Annotated in this window: 17 protein-coding genes and 1 riboswitch; of the genes, 13 read left to right on the forward strand and 4 right to left on the reverse strand. The window is 44.2% G+C overall.

Translation table 11 applies throughout. The annotated features are described in order from the left end of the window. Positions 1–71: 71 nt before the first annotated feature. On the forward strand, positions 72–3,173 hold the full coding sequence (locus FHS17_RS17245; RefSeq protein WP_167279677.1) for a glycoside hydrolase family 2 TIM barrel-domain containing protein: 3,102 nt from the start codon (positions 72–74) through the stop codon (positions 3,171–3,173). A 420-nt stretch (positions 3,174–3,593) separates the two neighbouring features. Here FHS17_RS17245 and FHS17_RS17250 read toward each other — a convergent pair whose 3' ends face one another. Next, positions 3,594–3,740, reverse strand: a complete 147-nt coding sequence (locus tag FHS17_RS17250) for an SGNH/GDSL hydrolase family protein (protein WP_167279678.1) — start codon at positions 3,738–3,740, stop codon at positions 3,594–3,596. Between the two features lie 53 nt (positions 3,741–3,793). On the opposite strand from FHS17_RS17250, the gene FHS17_RS17255 reads away from it, so the two are divergent. Further along, positions 3,794–4,000 carry a helix-turn-helix transcriptional regulator gene (locus FHS17_RS17255; protein WP_243865408.1) on the forward strand — a complete coding sequence of 69 codons (207 nt, stop codon included), beginning with the start codon at positions 3,794–3,796 and terminating at the stop codon, positions 3,998–4,000. A 427-nt stretch (positions 4,001–4,427) separates the two neighbouring features. Here FHS17_RS17255 and FHS17_RS17260 read toward each other — a convergent pair whose 3' ends face one another. Next, the gene (locus FHS17_RS17260) at positions 4,428–4,622 is read right to left on the reverse strand and encodes a hypothetical protein (protein ID WP_167279679.1); all 195 of its coding nucleotides are present in this window, start codon (positions 4,620–4,622) and stop codon (positions 4,428–4,430) included. A gap of 180 nt (positions 4,623–4,802) precedes the next feature. After that, positions 4,803–5,045 (reverse strand): hypothetical protein, encoded by a 243-nt coding sequence (locus FHS17_RS17265; protein ID WP_167279680.1) that lies wholly within the window; start codon positions 5,043–5,045, stop codon positions 4,803–4,805. A 53-nt stretch (positions 5,046–5,098) separates the two neighbouring features. Between FHS17_RS17265 and FHS17_RS17270 the strand changes: the two genes are divergently transcribed. The 8 genes from FHS17_RS17270 (at position 5,099) to rarD (ending at position 12,345) form a co-directional block, all read left to right on the forward strand. Next, positions 5,099–5,515: a hypothetical protein gene (locus tag FHS17_RS17270; RefSeq protein ID WP_167279681.1), complete on the forward strand. Its 417-nt coding sequence runs from the start codon at positions 5,099–5,101 to the stop codon at positions 5,513–5,515. A gap of 239 nt (positions 5,516–5,754) precedes the next feature. After that, positions 5,755–6,372: a hypothetical protein gene (locus FHS17_RS17275; protein WP_167279682.1), complete on the forward strand. Its 618-nt coding sequence runs from the start codon at positions 5,755–5,757 to the stop codon at positions 6,370–6,372. Between the two features lie 372 nt (positions 6,373–6,744). Further along, positions 6,745–6,903, forward strand: a complete 159-nt coding sequence (locus FHS17_RS17280) for a hypothetical protein (RefSeq protein ID WP_167279683.1) — start codon at positions 6,745–6,747, stop codon at positions 6,901–6,903. Between the two features lie 197 nt (positions 6,904–7,100). Continuing rightward, positions 7,101–7,877, forward strand: coding sequence for a hypothetical protein (locus FHS17_RS17285; RefSeq protein ID WP_243865409.1), 777 nt, complete (start codon positions 7,101–7,103; stop codon positions 7,875–7,877). A gap of 423 nt (positions 7,878–8,300) precedes the next feature. After that, positions 8,301–8,381, forward strand: a riboswitch (ZMP/ZTP riboswitch). A gap of 140 nt (positions 8,382–8,521) precedes the next feature. Continuing rightward, entirely contained in the window at positions 8,522–8,848 is a 327-nt protein-coding gene (locus FHS17_RS17290) for an NIPSNAP family protein (protein WP_167279684.1), read from the forward strand. Between the two features lie 238 nt (positions 8,849–9,086). Continuing rightward, positions 9,087–9,968, forward strand: coding sequence for a GNAT family N-acetyltransferase (locus tag FHS17_RS17295; RefSeq protein ID WP_167279685.1), 882 nt, complete (start codon positions 9,087–9,089; stop codon positions 9,966–9,968). A 316-nt stretch (positions 9,969–10,284) separates the two neighbouring features. Continuing rightward, positions 10,285–10,542 (forward strand): hypothetical protein, encoded by a 258-nt coding sequence (locus FHS17_RS17300; RefSeq protein WP_167279686.1) that lies wholly within the window; start codon positions 10,285–10,287, stop codon positions 10,540–10,542. A gap of 924 nt (positions 10,543–11,466) precedes the next feature. Continuing rightward, positions 11,467–12,345, forward strand: coding sequence for an EamA family transporter RarD (rarD, locus tag FHS17_RS17305; RefSeq protein ID WP_167279687.1), 879 nt, complete (start codon positions 11,467–11,469; stop codon positions 12,343–12,345). A 376-nt stretch (positions 12,346–12,721) separates the two neighbouring features. On the opposite strand, the gene FHS17_RS17310 is transcribed toward rarD, so the two are convergent. Next, a complete protein-coding gene (locus tag FHS17_RS17310) occupies positions 12,722–16,156 on the reverse strand; it encodes an S-layer homology domain-containing protein (protein WP_167279688.1) in 3,435 nt (1,144 codons plus the stop codon). Between the two features lie 406 nt (positions 16,157–16,562). Here FHS17_RS17310 and FHS17_RS17315 point away from each other — a divergent pair, with 406 nt between their 5' ends. The 3 genes from FHS17_RS17315 to FHS17_RS17325 all read left to right on the forward strand — a co-directional run bounded on the left by FHS17_RS17315 (position 16,563) and on the right by FHS17_RS17325 (position 18,720). Beyond that, a complete protein-coding gene (locus FHS17_RS17315; protein WP_167279689.1) occupies positions 16,563–17,681 on the forward strand; it encodes a GNAT family N-acetyltransferase in 1,119 nt (372 codons plus the stop codon). 323 nt (positions 17,682–18,004) lie between these two features. Further along, positions 18,005–18,238, forward strand: coding sequence for a DUF896 domain-containing protein (locus FHS17_RS17320; protein ID WP_167279690.1), 234 nt, complete (start codon positions 18,005–18,007; stop codon positions 18,236–18,238). A gap of 83 nt (positions 18,239–18,321) precedes the next feature. Next, positions 18,322–18,720: a DoxX family protein gene (locus FHS17_RS17325; RefSeq protein ID WP_167279691.1), complete on the forward strand. Its 399-nt coding sequence runs from the start codon at positions 18,322–18,324 to the stop codon at positions 18,718–18,720. Positions 18,721–19,070: the final 350 nt, after the last annotated feature.

Raw genomic sequence — 19,070 nt, forward strand, 5'->3', positions numbered from 1 at the left:
TATATTATAAGGGTATCGACTTTCATAGCACAACCAATTAAGACAATTTATGAGGGGGTTATTCGAAACGTATGAAGCTGAACAGAGACTGGGAGAATCCGCATGTCGCTCACAAGAACCGTCACCCCATGCATGAGCCGTATGGAATATACGAAACCGTGGAACAGGCGCTAAGCGGCGACCGGAGAGCGTCAAAATACGTAAAATGCTTAAACGACACTTGGAAATTTAAAACGTTTTCATCTCCGGATGTAGTAACTGATGAGTTTTATCATCCTGCATATGACGTGTCCAAATGGGATGATATCCCTGTTCCTTCCAACTGGGAGTTGTTCGGATACGGGAAACCTATATACACTAATATTAAGTATCCCTTTGCGCGGAAGGGTGCGGACTCTCATCACGAAATTCAACTGAAGCAAGATGAATTTGTTTTGAATCCGCCTTATGTGCCGGAGGATAACCTCACCGGATGTTATGTCCTATCGTTCGAAATTCCTGAACATTTTAACGGCAGAGATTTGTTTATCGATTTTGCCGGTGTGGAATCCTGCTTTTATCTGTGGTTAAACGGGAAGTTCGTCGGTTATTCGCAGGACAGCAAGCTTAACGCTTCTTTTGATATTACCGATTACATCCAAACGGGGCAAAACCATTTGGCCGTTCAGGTGATGCGATTCGGAGCCGGTTCTTATCTGGAGGATCAGGACTACTGGCATCTATCTGGTATTTTCAGAGATGTTCTGATTTATGCAAAAACGCGAATGCGAATTCATGATTATAAAATCGAAACGCTTTTCCCGGGTGATTATGACAATGCCGAATTAGCCGTGACGGTTTATCCTAATAATCAAGCAAGCTGTTATGGGGAAGCTCACGTGCGTCTGTCTCTTTATGATCACGATCGAAAATTGGTTACGCAATTTGAGACGCCGAAGTTTGCGGATTTCAGATCCTACCTGAAAGACAACTATGTGGCGAAAGTCAAACAAACCATTAAGAGTCCCCAATTGTGGAGCGACGAAATTCCTTACCTCTATAAATTGGTATTGGAAATGATCGACCCTGACGGAAATGTCGTTGACATCGAGAGTGCAAATGTCGGCTTCCGAGAAATCAGCATCGATAACAAAGGGATATTGAAAATTAACGGCAAACGTCTCATCATTCGAGGAACCAACCTTCATGCATTTTGTCCCGAAACGGGGCGCGTGGTGTCGACGGAGTATATGAGTGAGCAGATCAAGATCATGAAATCGCTAAATATCAATGCGGTAAGAACGAGTCACTATCCGCATGCCGTCGAATGGTACGACCTTTGTGATGAACTGGGCATATATGTTGTGGATGAGGCCAATATTGAGACCCATGGCATCGGCGGCCAGCTCAGCGCATCTCCCGAATGGACGCATGCTTATATGGAACGTGCAGCACGGATGGTGTTGCGAGATAAGAATCATCCCTCGATCATTCTGTGGTCCTTGGGAAATGAGTCCGGTTACGGAGCGAACCATGCTGCCATGTACGGGTGGATGAAGGAATATGATAAAACAAGATATGTTCAGTATGAGTCCTTGAATCCTCCGGCCAATATTTCCGATATCATGGCGCCCATGTATCCTCAGAAGGATTGGATCGTGGATTGCATGACGAGCAGCGATGACTTGCGGCCGTTTATTATGTGTGAATATGCGTACGCGAAAAGCAATAGCAACGGGAATTTCAAGGAATTCTGGGACCTTATTTATAAATTCCCGCGGTTTCAGGGCGGCTTCATTTGGGATTTCCAGGATAAAGCGCTTGCCTTGCATGATGAATCTGAGAACAAAAAATATGTTTATGGCGGCGCCTTCCAGGAAGAGATTATTGATTCCGCGCCCGATATGTGCCTGAACGGCATTGTATTTCCGGATTTAACGCTGAAACCGGCTGCTTATGAAATTAAAAATGTACAAGCTCCCGTCCAGATCGATTATTTTGAACGGTCTTATGATGTTCCCGGTAAAAAAAGTTATCGAATTTATAATCATTATACGCACCGGGACTTAAGCCACCTGGACATCGGTTGGGAACTTGTTTGCGACGGGAAGGTTGTGGAAAACGGTACATTACCCCGATTACACACGCCGGCCGGAGCTATCGAAAGTCTTCAGGCACCATACGATCCAACCAAGGTCTCTGGGGAAGCGTTCCTGAATTTTTATGCTTATCTGAACGAGGACACCTATTATGCAAATAAGGGAACCTGTATCTATGCATGCCAGGTCGAGTTGAAAGATTCCGTATATGAAATACGTACCGGGGATATTCAAAGTGGGAGCCTGGTATATGAAGAAGCTGCGGATCGAATTCATATTTATAATGAAAATACGAACGTGGTCTTCTCGAAAGAAACGGCAGAGTTCATTTCTGTCAGATACAATAATCAAGACTACTTTACGGGCGGAGCGAACAATTTCTATCGGCCGCCAACGGGGATAGACGCAGGTGTGCCTGGTGAGACGCTAAACTATGCAGATGATTGGAGAAGCCTCGGGCTGAACTCCGATCAGAAAGAGATCAAGCGTATCCGGGTATATGCAGCGCCTGCATCAGTCATCATTCAGGTTCATGTTCTTTATCATGGATGCATTGAAACACTTACGGAGTATGCGATTGGCGGTAAAGGCATTGAAATTACGAACACTGTCGTGAATAATGCTAATGTCGATACCTTACCGAGAATCGGTCTGAGCTTTACCTTCCCTGCTGCCTGGAAGAGTATCAAATGGTATGGCCGCGGGCCATGGGAGAACTATGCGGACCGTAAAACGGCTGCCTTCGTCGGTATATATGAAAGCTCTGTTGAAGAACAGCATGTTCCCTACATCGTGCCGGTTGAGTGCGGGGGCAAGGAAGATGTCCGTTATTTGTATGTGTCGGCGGATGACCGCAAGGTAAAAGTTACCTCGGCGGGTCACTTCCATTTTGACATCCATCAGTACAGCATCGGACAGTATGACAATGCCGCCTATGAGGACGAGCTTGGCACATCCGATTCTGTTTTCCTTCATATCGATTACAAACATGCAGGTCTTGGTGGAGATACTGGATGGACCAAAAATATTCACGATGAATATAAAATCGAAAAGGGCATCTATGTATACAAGATCACTTTAGAGATCGTGGATTGAATAGTAGATCCTCGAAAGCGAAGGATAGAAGTGAATTTTTGATAAAGGCACTGGCCAAAGTTTCTTCGAAATACATCCAGGATCGCGTCAAGCGTTGGAACGAATAGGAACTAGTTAAGATTATTCGCAGCCAAGATCTAGTCAATCGGGACCGGATCGGGTCAGTACGATTTGGAGAAAGTTAAATTCCGTGAGCCTAACTGGCTCGCGGAATTTTTTACTTCCTCGGCCAACTGACAAACGATACGGCGGCAGTCATCGATCCGTTCTCGCCAGCCACTCCTCCCATTTTCCTCTGTCTCCCCCGACTTTCAATATAAACGCTCGTACAGCACCAATCCTGAGAAGGCAACAACTTCTTCGTTTCCGCAAGCAAATGCCGGTACGCTCTCTCTATGCGGTTGCCCGGACGCTCCGACATCATCCGCAAACGTTGTTGACGCCGATCAGGATGCTGATCAGATCCGGATTTAAGCTGATCGCGTCATCGTCCCAGCGGGCGTAAAAATCTGCGACCCGGTTGCCGCCGACTCCCCGGTTGATGAAATGCGGCCGGTTGCCGACCATCGCCTGCATCGGATTCGGATTACAGTCGGCACGCCGAACGGATATTGGCCTATTTGCAAATGAACTATATGAACAATCTGTCTCTCGACCATCTTGCGAATCGCATGAGTCTGCATCCGAATTATATTAGCAGCTTGTTCAAGAAGGAGACGGGAGACACCCTCGTCAATTACTTGAATGCGTTACGAATCCGGGAAGCGCAAAAGCTGCTGAAAACGCAGCCTCATTCGCTTAAGCGGCTGCTATTTTTATGGGAGTAACGGGCAGATTTGCGCAACAATTGATTGTATTTCGCGCCCTAATTATTTACGAAGGGGGATAAGCGTGAGAATTGTGATGTTTGTTGTTTTGTTAATTTGCTTCATTATAGATTTCAAAAGGATGAGGGAAGAGCCGGTGGCTAGGAGATTGGCAAATGGGATAATACATTGAATGCACGTTTTTAATCCATTTGTTCGAATCCGCGTTGCGCATAAAAACTAATTCAGAGTTTTTATCGCTATTATTCTTGAAGAACTACAATTAAGAGGGTTGGGTTTTCCAGAAACCACCGTTAAACAAGATAATCACCAAAAAGAGAATCGCCCCAATGCTGATAACTAAAGTATGACCTAGAGATTACCGGCTTCATGAAAGACGTTTTTCGCTCGGCGAACAATGTCCTCATGAATGCCACACAATGGACATCTACCGAGTTAAGACGGAATTAAAGAAACGCGACATCGTGTCGAGCAGATCGACAGGGGAGCAGCTGCGCTTCATTATTCGTACTGGTACAAAGGATACGAGGATCGTTTCTCTCTCATGAAGGAAGTCGTTAAATCGGAGATCTCCGTCCGGCTCGCGCGGTATATTCAAGAACTGAATATCTATTGATCCCAAAAGAAGAGCCCTTCCGTGATCCGGAAGGGCTCTTCTTCAGTGTTTACACGCCAACATCGACACCAGACTGGTTCAGCGAGCTGATACGGAACGTCCGATCCGTATAAACAAAGAAAGCGTCCCAAATTAAACGGATATATGTATGGGCAAGGGAATTCCCCTTGCCTTTTGTTAGTGTTATTAGAAGAAATCGACAGCAGTTATTGAAGTACGCTTGATAAAAACGACGGTACCGCTAGCTAAACGAAGAATGACAGAGCCATTTTGAAATCCTAAAAAAGTACCTTCATGGAATGTACCGTCAAAATGGATTCGGACGTTAGGCGTACCCACTCCGATTTGAGATAAAACGGATTGAACACCGTCGTTGCCACTAGTTTTGTTACCACTAGTTTTGTTGCCGCCACTTTTGTTTTTTGGCATTTTTCATCACTTCCTTTCTATATTTGTTAACAGTATATGGATAGTGATAGAGTTTGGCTTGTACACATGTACCAAATCTAGTAATTGGGCTCCCCAGCGTAAGAAACAGAAAAGCCCTTCCGGATCTCGGAGGGGCTTTTCTTTCAGATGAACGTTGTCGAATCCTCCATGCTAATAGATGTTCGACAGATTTTTATGTGGTGGCTTTCGCCTTGTCACCCATTTTTATATACGATGCGCGTATAGTTGAAATTGAATATGACCAGAGTCAAATAAGCAGTGAACAATTGAAGAAAATTGTTACTGATTATCTCAGCTATGCTGCTTCAAACTCGTCGACTTCTAACAATTGGGAAGAGATGCTTAAACCATATCAATTGCGCATTGAAAAGTTAGGCGATGCTAAAAAAACACCAGTGATAGCTGAAAAAGACATCGGCTCAACAGAGATAAATTGGCTATTTGAATAAAATAGCGCCACAAGTGGATTAAACTAACGGGAAACGATAGTTCAAACCAAAACGACAGCGGCCGGAAAATAATCGATTGCTGTTTTTGCTGAAGTAAAGGGTAGTTTAGCGTGGAACGTCATGAAATGAGAGTATCTAAAAAGGGATATTCACATTATCTATTGAATACTTAATGAGTTCCGTTGGCAGGACAAAAGAACGGAGCGCCAATGTTGTTAAAATATTCGAGGTGGGAAATAATGCTTGGAAATCAAGTTGTTTATTGGATAGGTGGATCATCTTGTGCAGGTAAAAGTACATTAGCCAGGATGTATGCAGAAGAGCATGGATTTGAATTTTATTCTTGTGATGAACATTTTGATAGACATTTGAAAAATGTTTCATCTACTGAATATCCAGCAATGCATAAAGTTTCTACAATGAGCCCCAATGAAGCTTTCTATGCGAGGGGTGTCCAAGAACAGCTAAGTGTATATATACAATCTTTTGTTGAGGACTTTTCATTTGTGATAAATGACCTTGCAAAGAGAACAGATAAACCTTTTATTGTTGAAGGCAATCAACTATTACCTTCTCTCGTATCAGCTCATTTAGGCGAATTTCATAAAGCTGTCTGGATTATTCCAACTGAGAGATTTCAAAAAGAACAATATGCCAAGAGGGTTTGGATACATGATATATTGCGAAACACTGAAAACCCTGAAATGGCTTTTAATAATTGGATGTCACGGGATGCACTCTTTTCTGAATTTGTGCAGAGTACAGCTTCTAAGCTACAGTTAAATATATTAAAAGTAGATGGTAGTAAAACATTAAATGAAAACTTTGAATGTATTGAAAATCTTTTCGGTGCTTAGAGTATCGTACATGAATAGAGCTAACTGGGAACGTTAGTGGGGGGAGCTGCCACGAGGCATCTCCTATATGTAATATGTACTTCAGGAACTAACAAGAGCTCAACATAAAGAAGGTCCAACTATTTTTGATATTTTGATGGAGATTTTTGAAAATCATGAAAACAAGAATATCAAATTACATCTTAAGTAAGGATTAAATGTATCCAATCGCTTAGGTTCGATTCGATCTTCATTGCGCTAAACGGGGAACGTTAGTTCAGCCACCTAGGAGCAGTTTGCCACAGCGGCAGCTGCTCTATTTTTATTAAGGTAGAGGGAGGATAGTTCCAATATGTGTTAAAATGAATGAGGCTAAAATTAGGAGTTGAGTCAATGACAATTAGCAAAAAAGGGTCAAGAAAGATTGTTGTAGAACAAGAATCATACAGATGGGTAATCACTGCATTATCAAAAGGTATTATTACGTTAACCGTTCAGCATGATGAAGTGAAAGGGCAATTGAAGGGTAGATATAGATTCAGACATCAATGAATTTTGACTAGAGCTTCATCATGTTGAGTCACTCAGAAAGTTTTAAACTTTCTGAAAGCAAGCTTGTATCATTAAATTAACGGGGAACTTTAGTTCAATAAAGATAGCAATGCGATTCAAAACATGTGAATTGCCTTTTTCTACAACCGCAACATAAAGTTCAGTAAACTCGTCAAAAAAGTTTGAGGTGGTTATGAATGAGAAGGATGAAATATCTGGGGGGAATTTCGTGTCTACTTCTTTTTTTGATGTTGGTAGCCAGTTGTGGTACGACGGACAAAGAAGAAGGGAAGCTAAAATCTCAAGTTACTGATACTGAACCAGTCCCGGAGAAAACAACGGAACCGTGCATGGCAGTAATTGAGTGGGTAGATTTCCTAATGATCAACAATATTAAATATTATCAAAACTACGATGGAACAAAGTCTGTAACAGAGGAACAACTCGATGATAAAGTCGGCGAAGTCTCTTATATGTTAAACGATCATGCCTGTACTGATCATGTGGAGAAGAACGGGGATGCGGCATTTCTTCCAATTGGTACCGTTGTTTACGCTCTGAAGGGATACAAACCAGAATTCCGTGTCGTAGCCAATAACAAGATTTATGAAGTAAAAGATAATTCGAAAGCAGAGACTATTGGAGAACTATTAGACATAGAAGGAAAAGTAGAGAAAATTAGCCTAGAAAGCAGCGAAGACGGCAGTCCAATCGGTGACTTCGGCAAGGATGAGACCACAGAATTCGTTCAGGAGCTTTTGAGTCTGGAGAATGTTGGATTTAATGCGGTTTATGAAAAAATAAAACATGAAGCTGGTATTTTCCTGCGTGTACACCTTCATGATGGTACATCCTTTCGCATGGTCTACTATCCAAGTGCAAATGGTTTTACGGCAGGCGCTTTCGGGTCGGAAAAACTGAGAATTTTAATCATGTCCCAACGAGAACAAATTAAAGCAGCAGCGGGATTATGAGGTGGAGTGAGACATGGTTAATTCATAAACATGGTAAAATGTTACATATAAAATGAAATGAGAGGGGACTTGGAAATGAACAGAAACAACATCCATGAAACCCATCCCGAAAAGGAACATTTGTACAGTAACGATAATTATGTTGATGAGAACCTTCGCTCTATTCAAAATATTGAGGGTGGGGGACCACTAAGAAAAGTCGATCTAAACTCAATGCCACGTCCTCTAAGAATTCTCGGTTACCTTTTATTTTCTATTATAGTGTTAATGGGTGCGTCAGTACTCTTAGTTAGTTTTATTCGTTAACTTTGCTGAACCATCTAGGAACGGTACACGATCGGCAGCTTTGTTACTCTAATGAGCAGGATAACGAAAATAACTTCTTTACTTCAGTGAATATTCTAACTACAATTACAGTAAATATTTGGTATGTGTGACTGGCGTTAACGTGGAGACCCACGAGGAAGTACATATTGTCATATGCCGAATGCCTGGGCAGAGGTAAGGGAGAGGTATCCCTTACCTCTGTGTGTTTTAGGAGGTAAGCATGATGGTCCAGAGAGAATGCGCTCGATCTGATTTTTAAAAAGTCGAAATAGATGTGTGCTGGATTACCAATCAGATTCATTTAGGGAGGAAATAACATGCTATACGAGTTGCGAATCTATACGATTTACGAAGGTCGAATGGATGCCATTCAAGACAGATTTAAGGAGCATACGTTTGGAATTTTCACAAGACTGGGAATGAAGGTCGTGAATTTCTGGATAGATGCAACAGGCCAAAATAAACTATTTTATGTGATGGAATTTAAGGATATGGCACAGCGTCAAAGGCTATGGGAGCAGTTTAAGAAAGACATCGAATGGATTCAAGTAAAACGCAACTCTGAAGAAAACGGAGGGCTCATAGTCGAAAAAATTGATGAATATTTTATGAATCAAGCTGAATTTTTCAGATTGGGAAATTGAAATAACGGGGAGTTGAGAACAACAAAATGGCAACTGATCTAGATGATCAGTTGCCATTTTTGTTGAAGTAAAGGGCAGTTTAGCGTGATTATAAGTATTCTTTACGCCCCAAAATATGGGGTTTAATGGTAAACTCAAAGTATTATCTATAGCTTGGTTGAGGGAGTGATCTGCGTGGAATTACATAGCGGAGCATGTAATAAATAATTATTCTACTTAGAAAGGACAACACTTTTCGATGATAATACATAGTTATGACTACAAAAACCATGACAAGTACCGAGCAAGCTTCAATCGACTTTCCAAACTAGTATTTGGGATTGACTTTGAATCATGGTACCAAAAGGGAGCCTGGGGCGAACGCTATATTTGCCATTCAATTGTTGAAGATGACCAAATAATCGCGAATGTTTCGGTAAGTAAAATGGATTTGCTTATTAATGGTGAAAGCAAAAGAGCAATACAAATTGGAACGGTAATGACTCATCCCGAGCATCGGGGTAAGGGTTTGTCCAGACAACTGATGGAGTATGTATTGGAAACCTACGAAGGCACATGTGATTTGCTTTTCTTATTTGCGAACAGCACCGTGCTCGAATTTTACCCCAAGTTTGGATTTACGGTATTACCTGAACATCAATTTTATTTAAACTTAGCTGTTCAGCCCGCAGGTGAACCAACTTTACTGGAAAAACTGGATGTTTTGAAGGAAGAGCATTGGGATTTAATTAAACAAATGCTTTCTTCCCGTAGACCCATTTCAAAACATGTTGGTGTCACAAACAGCGAAGGTTTATTTCAATTTTATGCTTTGAACATCTTCCACGAATGCCTATATTACTCGCGAACTGACGATGCCATTATCGTTTTCGAGCATGAAGGCGATTTGCTGCATTTGTATGAGGTGATCAGCGACAAACAGGTGAACATGGAAACGTTGGTCTCGCGAATTACTACGAAACGAACAAAGAAAGTACGGTTTCACTTCAGACCTGATCAACTCCTCAACAAAGCTTATGTAGAACCCTATGGTGAGAATGAAGATGTCTTGTTTATTAGACCGCTTTCTGATTTGGGAAAGCTACCCGTGTTTTGTATACCTACGCTGGCTCATGCTTAGCGGCTAAGTTAACGATTCCGGTCGTTAAACAATACGAGATCTAAGACAGGGCCATCATCCTGCAAAGGATGGCGCTATAACTTGCCGTAATAAACAGCGCAGAGAACCGTATTATAAGTAAACGTCACGCTAATAGGAGACTTTAATTAAACAAAATTAGGTAAACTGCCTACATTACTGAATCAAATGATAATGATGGAGTTGCTTTAGCACTTGAGAAATTTGTACTCTGAATGCTGTAATCAAACATCTAAATGACCGTTAGGAAGTGATAAATTGATTGTATTGATGGAGAAAATTATGGAAGAGGGATTAGATGTATTTATCCGTAGAAGGAATATACTATCTCAATCACTTTTTTGTCTTGAGGAAATATCGTAGGAATAATATTGGCAAGCAAGCTGCAATAAAGGCATTTAAATTATATATGGGAAAATGGAGAGTGAGTGAATTCGATTGGAATACTCCAGCACAAATCTTTTGGAGAAAAATTATTAAGGAGTATACAAACGGTCAATACAATGAGATCAGGAGAATTGATAACAAAGGTCCAGCACAAGAGTTTACAATGTGAATTAGATTAATGTTACACAAATGATAGTGTTAGGGATTGAACTAACTGGGGAGTTGAGAACAGCACAATTGCAGCTGATCCAGATGATACTTTATTTTCGTTTAATCAATCTTTCAATAATAACGATTATGGCAAGTCCAATAAAAACCAACGCTACAACCCTTCCATCCATACCTGTTGCATTAGCTATTCCACCTGGAATTATATACAACACTTAAATCACCTTCTAAATTGAATAGTTAATCTATTTACAATCTATGCGGTTATTGGTTGTAGTCATTACACTACCGGGAAGCTCATTTAAACACTATGGTAGCTGGTAGAGAATTCGCTGTCGTTTATTTATGCGCCATGTGGATAATATTCGTTAGCTTGAAGTTCCACAAAAAAGCAGGAAATCCATTAGGGAGGCGAAGTTGCATAGAACCGAACTTGGAGAAAAAACTGCAAGAGATCTGTACTGACATTGTTGTTTCATTAAGGGGAAACCAGGCAGGGAATGGGAATGCGGTGATCGACCGCAATCTCATTGAGCTCCTATATTCTACCTTGGATGCCTACAAGGAATGCATTCAACAAGAAACGGTTGTCTCAAGAGAATTGATCTTCTCCCTCTTTTACACCAGTAGCCGGTTCTACATTCAGAGTAAATATTCGAACAACGCTGCTGATCTTTTGAAGGAGTTTGAGCGCTTAAATGGGAGATTGCTTCTATTCTTGAAGTGAAAAGAATTTCATCACAACTTGTAAACTAACAAGTACACTCGGTTCATTGAGCTAAACGGTGAACTATAGTTCAAAATACACATAAGCAACCTAACAGGAGCGCGGTTGCCTGCTAGTGGACCGATTTTTCTCTTGTTTAAGCCTGGATCGAGGTGTATAATCCGTTCAGACATCGGAGAGAAAAGTGGGGAATTGATTATGAACAACGGGTTGGTCAACGCCATTATTGCGTATATCATGTGGGGGGTTCTCCCACTATATTGGAAGCTGTTCAACGACGTGCCGGCAGGAGAGATTTTATCGCACCGGGTCGTCTGGTCGTTTGTCTTCATGGGTATACTTGTTGCCGTCCAGCGCCGATGGAGCGACATGAAGCGGATTGCGGCTAGCCGCACGATCCTGCTGCCACTCGCCGCCAGCGGACTGCTGATCGCGGCGAATTGGCTCATCTTCATCTGGGCGGTGAATAATGGCCATATTGTAGAGACAAGTCTAGGCTATTATTTGAACCCGTTGCTGAACGTGCTGCTGGCGGTCGTCTTCCTTCGCGAGAAGCCAAACCGTGGCCAATGGCTCGCGATTGCCATCGCTGGGTCTGCAGTGCTCATCATCGCTATCGATTACGGGCGGTTCCCATGGGTCGCGATCTCGCTGGCCGCGTCGTTCGGCTTGTACGGCTTCGCGAAGAAAAAAATCGTGCAAGACGCTTCTGTAGGCTTGCTGTCGGAGACGGCTGTCGTCCTGCCCATCGCAATCGGCTACTGGATTTACTTGGCCGCCGCGGGAAAGACGACGGCATGGACGCTGCCCGCGTCCACGTTCGTCGAACTGCTTCTGTCAGGCGTGGTTACGGCGTTGCCGCTGCTCTTCTTTGCGCGGGCTGCCGCCCGGATGGCGCTGTCCGCACTTGGATTCGTACAATACATTGGGCCGACGATTATGTTGCTATTGAGCATATTCGTATTTAAGGAATTGGTCTCCCCGGTGCTGCTCGTCGGCTTCGCGCTCATCTGGACATCGCTAATCGTATACGCTGTTGCATCAGTTCGCGGCACGAGACTCGCCAAGGCGAGTTGACGGCAAAGGCGCTCAGGCATCGACATATAGCTATTTTCGCCCGTCTGGGCGGAAATAGCTATTGTGAAGTTGTGGGTGTTATGTCGCTAGCCCGAACACACTACGTTGGTTATGCGACTATTTTTATATTCAGTTGGGGATTACGCTAACTGGGAACATTGGCACAATAAGAACAGCAGCCGGTCAATTCTGACCGGCTGCTCCTGTTTCTCATGATCTGGAGTGCAAGTTGGGCATGTATTACAAGTTAAATATCAAGTAATGGGATGGATACTGCGATTGCATCAGACCGGAGATTTTCTTTGTAAAATAGAAGGAGACCCTTCCGGTTGGATATTGTCCAACCGGAAGGGTCCGCATTTTTCTGTTTACGCTTTTACTTAGCCAGATATTCGACGAACCTTACAAAGATAGTGGCTACTTCGGCGCGGGTGCCGGTGGCTTTAGGGTCAAAGAGGTTGTCCGGCTTGCCTAATACAATGCCCATGCCCCGCAGTGCCTGAACGGCCTCCAACGCCCATGAGCTGATCTCACTCTCGTCCGCGAAGGACTTAGATTGACTTTCAGGTATCTCATAGCCCTTGTACTTCATGTAGTTGTACAGTATCACCAGCATCTGCTCGCGCGTCATCGGTGAATTGGGGTCAAACAGGTCTGCGTTTATACCGTTGACTATGCCGCTTTCGGCTGCCCACTCGACTGCCGCCGTGTACCACTGCCCGTCCGTCACGTCGCTAAAGCGGGAACTCGTATAACCAGAGCGGTTTACGTTCTCAAGATTGGCCAGTACCTGAACGAACATCGCGCGCGTCATTGAGGTGCCCGGTGAGAACGTCGTGGACGTCGTGCCATTGAAAAGACCGTATGAGTAGGCGAAGTTTACGTAGCTGTAGAACCAGTCGTCCATGTTGACATCCCTGAAAGGATTGCCCGACATCACGAGGAAGCCCAGCGGGGTATCGTCATCGAACACAAGCTCCGTACCCTCATGGATATTCAGCGTCATGCTGCTGCCGGGTAGTGCCACTTCGGCGCTCTTGCCCGCCGGGATGGTAACCTTATCGTTTGAGTCTATAGTTGTGCCTGCGGGTACCTTAATCTTGGTCCCACCCTTGGTCGCAATCTCGCCGCCGCCGGGTAGGGTGGTGTTGCCGTTTTTGTCTGTGACCGCGGGCTTATCCTTAGGTGTATTCACAGTGTAGTTCGACTTCAATCCCGCGTCTGTCCCGGTGCCCGTATTTCCGCTGTTGCCACCAGAAGGATTGGGCACAGTGGGAGTTGTCGGCTTCGTCGGCGTAGCCGTTGCACTGAGCTCCGCGCCTTCGCCCTTCGCATTTACCGCAACGATCTTGAAGGTGTAGCCTTGGTTGTTTGTCAAGCCAGTGAAGGTATATTTGGTCTCCGCCGCACCCAGTGTGACTAGCGTCACGCTGCCGTACCAGACCTTGTAACCCGATATCGCACTGCCACCGTCGTCAGCCGGAGCAGTCCAGCTCAATGTGACCTGACCGTCGCCCGCCGTTGCCTTGAAGTCGCCCGGAGCACCGGGCCCGTCCGTTTTTCTCTGCGCGAACATCCAATCAAAGACGTCGGTGTAGTCATTGCTCCAAGCCGGCAAGTTAGAGGACTGCGCCGTGGGAGCTATGCTCCAAGTCCCCATCGTAATCTGGTTGTAAAGAACCGCAGCTTCAACCTCGTGCGCTATATAATCAGGCAGGGCAGGTGTGTTGTCCGGATTCGGCCTCTGACTCGGCTGATCAAATTGATTGTAGGGCCATGTAAGAGCCTCATTGCTCTCAAAGCGGGAAGCTCTCGCGTTGGTCATTTTCGGCATATTGGTGTTTATGAAGGTAGCGAGGTTAGTCTGGTATATTCCAACGTTATTCGCATTGATAAACATCCAATAGGCCAGTTTGGCGTGAGCGTCGTTGGTGCTCGCGTTCGGTGATCCGTTTACCGGAGACATAGGTGCGGCGGCCGCGAAGAAGCCGGGGTAGTCGTTAACTAAGCTGTTCGTATACAGGCCGCCCCACGAGAAGCCCGCCACGTAAATACGGTTAGGGTCTACTGCGCCGCTGGCAACCAGGTCGTCTATAACCTTCTTAACATTGGCTGTAGAGGGAGTAGATGTGCCATTATAGGAAATATTCAGTATATGGCTGGCGTATTTCTCGGGATATTCCTCCATTTTTTTCATTAGAGCGACCGAGCCGTTGGCGGATTTCATGGCTGCTTTTTGGTCTGTTTCTGCGTTTGTGCCGCCGCGTGACCTGCCGTGGGTATAGACATACAGCGGCAATCGTTGCACCACTTTACCGTTGCCATCCTTGTGAAGGTAGAGCGCGCGATTGACCGAATCGCCCGTAGGTGTTGTAAACTTGTCAAGGATCGGATTCACAACTTTGTCCTGTTCAAAAACCACGTTGCGAAGCGAACTCCCATCTGTTAGTTGGATCTCGTCGTTCTGGACGATGTTGTAAACTTGCTTTGTCGAGTTACTGTTGCCATCCAGCGTTATATTGCCGCCGCTCTCTGAATAAAACTCAAACTCAACTACGATGTAACGGCCGCTTGCCAGTCCTTCCTGATAATCCGGTGAATGGCTTACCGTCCCTAGATAGCCGCGTACCTTTGGTTCGTTGTTGGCGTATACCCTTGTGATCTTGCGCGTACCTTCAAAGGTCACCGAGTCGCCGCTGAGGGTCGTGTTCCTAGCTGAGACGATAAACAAGCCCGGTTTAAGCGCGGAGCCTAACGCCGACTTCCCATCGCCTAAGTCAATGATGACGGCCGTCGTGTACTCGCCACGGGCGAAGTTGTCATTCCATACGATAAAGGGAAGCTGCTTCGCGTTCGGATCGTTTTTGAATGTCACGTGAATGGTATGGTCAGCCTCAACATTTAAAAAGGTATAAGTGCCAGCAATTAGAGTCACGGCCTCGCCGTCTACCGTTACGGTATCCACAATTTTTCCGTGATTGGGGGTAAACGTAAATTGTTTGCTTGAGCCCTTAGCAAGTCTCAGAACATCGCCGGGTGGGTCCGGCGTTATTGTACCGCCCGGTCCCGCCGTTGCGGTGATTGAGAATCTGGTGTCCGCTTCATTGGCTGAAGTAAGCTGCAGGCTGTCTGTAAATGAAGCATCGCTGGAATAACCCGCGTCCGGAACTCCGAAAGAGGATACGACTTCATAGCGGTCACCGCCCTTTTCCGTCGAGTTATTGATATAAACCTCAAAGGTAAGCTTGCCTTCCTGTAAGGTCAAGGTTCCTTTGGGTATTCTCATCTCCACGATATATCCTGTATCCGTGATCTGGGTCCACGCAGCTCTGCCAGGAGCGGACTGCCCTGAAAACACGCCCGTCGCGCTGACACGCCATTGGTTTGAGCCTCCGGATCCGTTGCCGACATAAAACTCCAGGCTATCGTACTGGTAATCTCCGCCGGCTCCCTTATATAGATTGCTGTCCTCCACAACTACGCGGGCATACAGGTAGTCGTGGTCCCAAAGGATTCTGGCTATGCCCGTGGCATGAGGTCTGGGGTCGCCGGGCACAGTGCTTTTGTTGATGAGATGCTCCATTGTCAGGGCCCACAGTGGGTCGTCTGACCCGAGTTCGGGAGTTCCGAAAATGGCGGTCGGCGTTTCATTCGTCTGCAAGCTTGTAAGAGTTGTAGAACTGATGTCGCCATCAAGTGCTTCTGCGTACTTGATGTTGTCAGTGGCTGCGGCAAAGCTGGCAGGGATTAGCGACGCCACCATTACCAAGCAACAGAGGAACGCGAGCATTCTGCCAAATCGTTTTGACATAAATGAAAATCCTCCTTATTTTTCGATCCGGTGCGCCCACGGCTTACCCGCATCGTATTCGGACACATTGTCAGTTTGACAAACGCCCAACTATATGATGTGGTATTTTTACCAGGTTTACAACCTGTCAAAATATAGAATCCATGGAAACTATTACTCCGAGAACAAGGCGAAATGCTAAAGGATTCTAATACAATTTGACCAGATGGATCGACTTTGAATTGGAATAAATATAGCCTGATTTTATTTCGGCCGCAAAGCCGGTACGCAGAGCGAGGAGAAGCATTCATGTATGTATGAAAGTTCTTGTCGTTGTACACTTGTCTGAAAACGCTTTAGCTTCTATCATATTTATTGATAGGAAGTAATACAAATTTCTGAGCGAAGCGGAAGGAATGAATATTAAATGACTCAATATAGAATGGCCAAACCAGAAGAACGAGATGAGATTGTTGATTTAGCAAACTATTCATTTGGTATCGATTTTGAAAAAGTACTCCCAAAGGTATACCATGAGAATGATCAATCTTATGAGATAACTATGGTTGCCGAGAATAAGGAAGGCAAACTGGTATCGCAAATAGCGTTGTTGCCGCAAACTTTGCATGTGGGCACTCTTGAGCTCCGCGCAAAGTTCCTAGGGGGAGTTGCTGTTCATCCGCGGGCTCGGGGAGAAGGACATATGAAGGTTTTGATGACGAGCTGGCTGGATGAAATGAGAGGTACTTCTGATCTGAGTGTATTGAGTGGTCAGCGGCAGAGATATGAGTATTTCGGGTATACGGCTGGCGGAATCAAGTGTGAGTATACGATTACCAAAGCAAATGTCAGGCACGTAATGGAGAAAATAGATAGCAGGGGAATCTCATTCTTGCCGCTATTTGAACTTGAGAATGCTGAAGCATTTACCAACACAATAAACACGTCACGTCGTGCTTACGTTCCGCGGGAACCACGTCTTATCCAGAAGATTTTCGCCTCCTTTGGACAAGCTCCTATTGGCATAGTATGCGAGGATACCCTTATCGGGTATTTGGTCAAGGATCATAGCGGTACTGTAATAAGTGAACTGTCGGTAACAAACGTGAAAGATATTCGAAAAATAATGAAAGCTTATTTTGATAAATATGCTGTAGATCAAGTGAGAATTTCACTACCGGAATATGAGATGGAGAGTAATGCGGAGCTTAGTGCTTTCGCGGAAAATTATAAAATAGAAGCATCTAATATGTATAATATATTTGATTTTGCGAATGTACTAGAAGCCTTTTTAACACTGAAATTCCATACAATTGGACTTTCTCCAGGTGTTTTTTCAGCTGTCATGGATGATCAGCCGGTAACCATCCGAGTCGACCAATCAGGTGTACATGTCGAGCGGGAAGCTTGGCCAGAGGCTGTTGTTCTTGATAAAATGGAAGCACAGAAGCTGATTCTTACGCCTTTTGGCCGATATATGGACGTAGCTGCTCCAAAAGACTGGTTTCCACTCCCGATCTTTTGGCATTTAGTCGATTGCTTTTAATACTTGGAATCGTTAAGGATTCGGATCTCGTTAAAAAGGTTCAAAGCAAGGGGGAGCTATCATTTTATAGTTGCCCCTTCTTTTATTTTACCTGTTGACAACATTACGAATATGAGTTATCTTTAATTCAAGATATTTAATTTAAAGATAAACGAAACGAACCCTCAAAGTCATACGATGGATCACAAATCGAATCGATTGTGAAATGCGAAATACAATGGGAATTGAGCATCGTGTTGTAGAGGAGAAATTTTTTTATCTCACATATCTTAATTTAAAGATTATTAAATTAAAGACAAAAACTTTGGAATGAGGTGCAGATTATGATTGCTATTCTCGGACGTATTAACGAATTGAGCAGAAAACAGCATGCTGAAGGATTAAACGAGCAGGAGAAAAAAGAGCAGACAGAGCTTCGTACTGAGTATTTGCAGCAGATTCGCGGTCAAGTTCACGATATGCTGCTGGGTGTCTCGGTAATCGATGACAATGGCGAGGACGTAACTCCGGCGAAGCTGGCAGCTGATAAAATGATTTTGCTAAGGGATGACCGCTAGAGGGATTATCTCAATAGTATGACAGGGCAGATTCGCTAGGTAAATTTAGATTAACACTATAAAAATTTGGGAGATGAATGAAAATGATGGATTTGGGACTTCTTATTATTCGGGTAGTGGTAGGATTGTTGTTTGTTGGTCATGGAGCACAGAAACTGTTCGGCTTGTTCGGGGGATATGGCCCGAAAGGGACAGGAGGCTGGATGGAATCAGTTGGCATTCGTCCTGGTGTTGTTATGGCTGTATTTGCTGGAGTATTGGAACTGCTGGGTGGGGCATTGTTCACCACGGGACTGTTCACAGTAGCAGCAGGAGTGATGATTGTAATCACCATGGCAGGTGCTATAGTTAAAGTGCATCGGCCTAACGGCCTGTGGGCAACAGCAAATGGGTATGAATATCCGCTGGTCCTCGTGGCTGTAGCTATCGGCGTTGCACTGACAGGAGCAGGAGCTTACTCACTGGATGCGCTGTTGTTCTAATCGTTGATGACTTGAATTAACAAGGAGCAGATTGCTACGGCAGCTGCTCCTTTTTTATTAAATCCTTTTTTTACCACAGTTTGCCGATTATTGATAATAGCTCATCACCTATTATTTAGTAGAATGATCTTATAGTTTCAAACTATAGAAAGTATAGAAAATATAGAATTGTTGATATACCTCGGTTTCAATATTATAAAGGCATGCGATGAGCTTCGACATACGGCGAAATTATTGACTAGTTAGTTCGATTACTTCGTAAAACTTATAAAAGAAAGTAGGGATTTTCAAGAAGTTCTTCCTTATCCATTATTGGAAGACGAAAAATTTTAGGCAGCAGTTACGCAATA

The organism is Paenibacillus lupini, assembly GCF_011761355.1.
GTDB lineage: Bacteria > Bacillota > Bacilli > Paenibacillales > Paenibacillaceae > Pristimantibacillus > Pristimantibacillus lupini.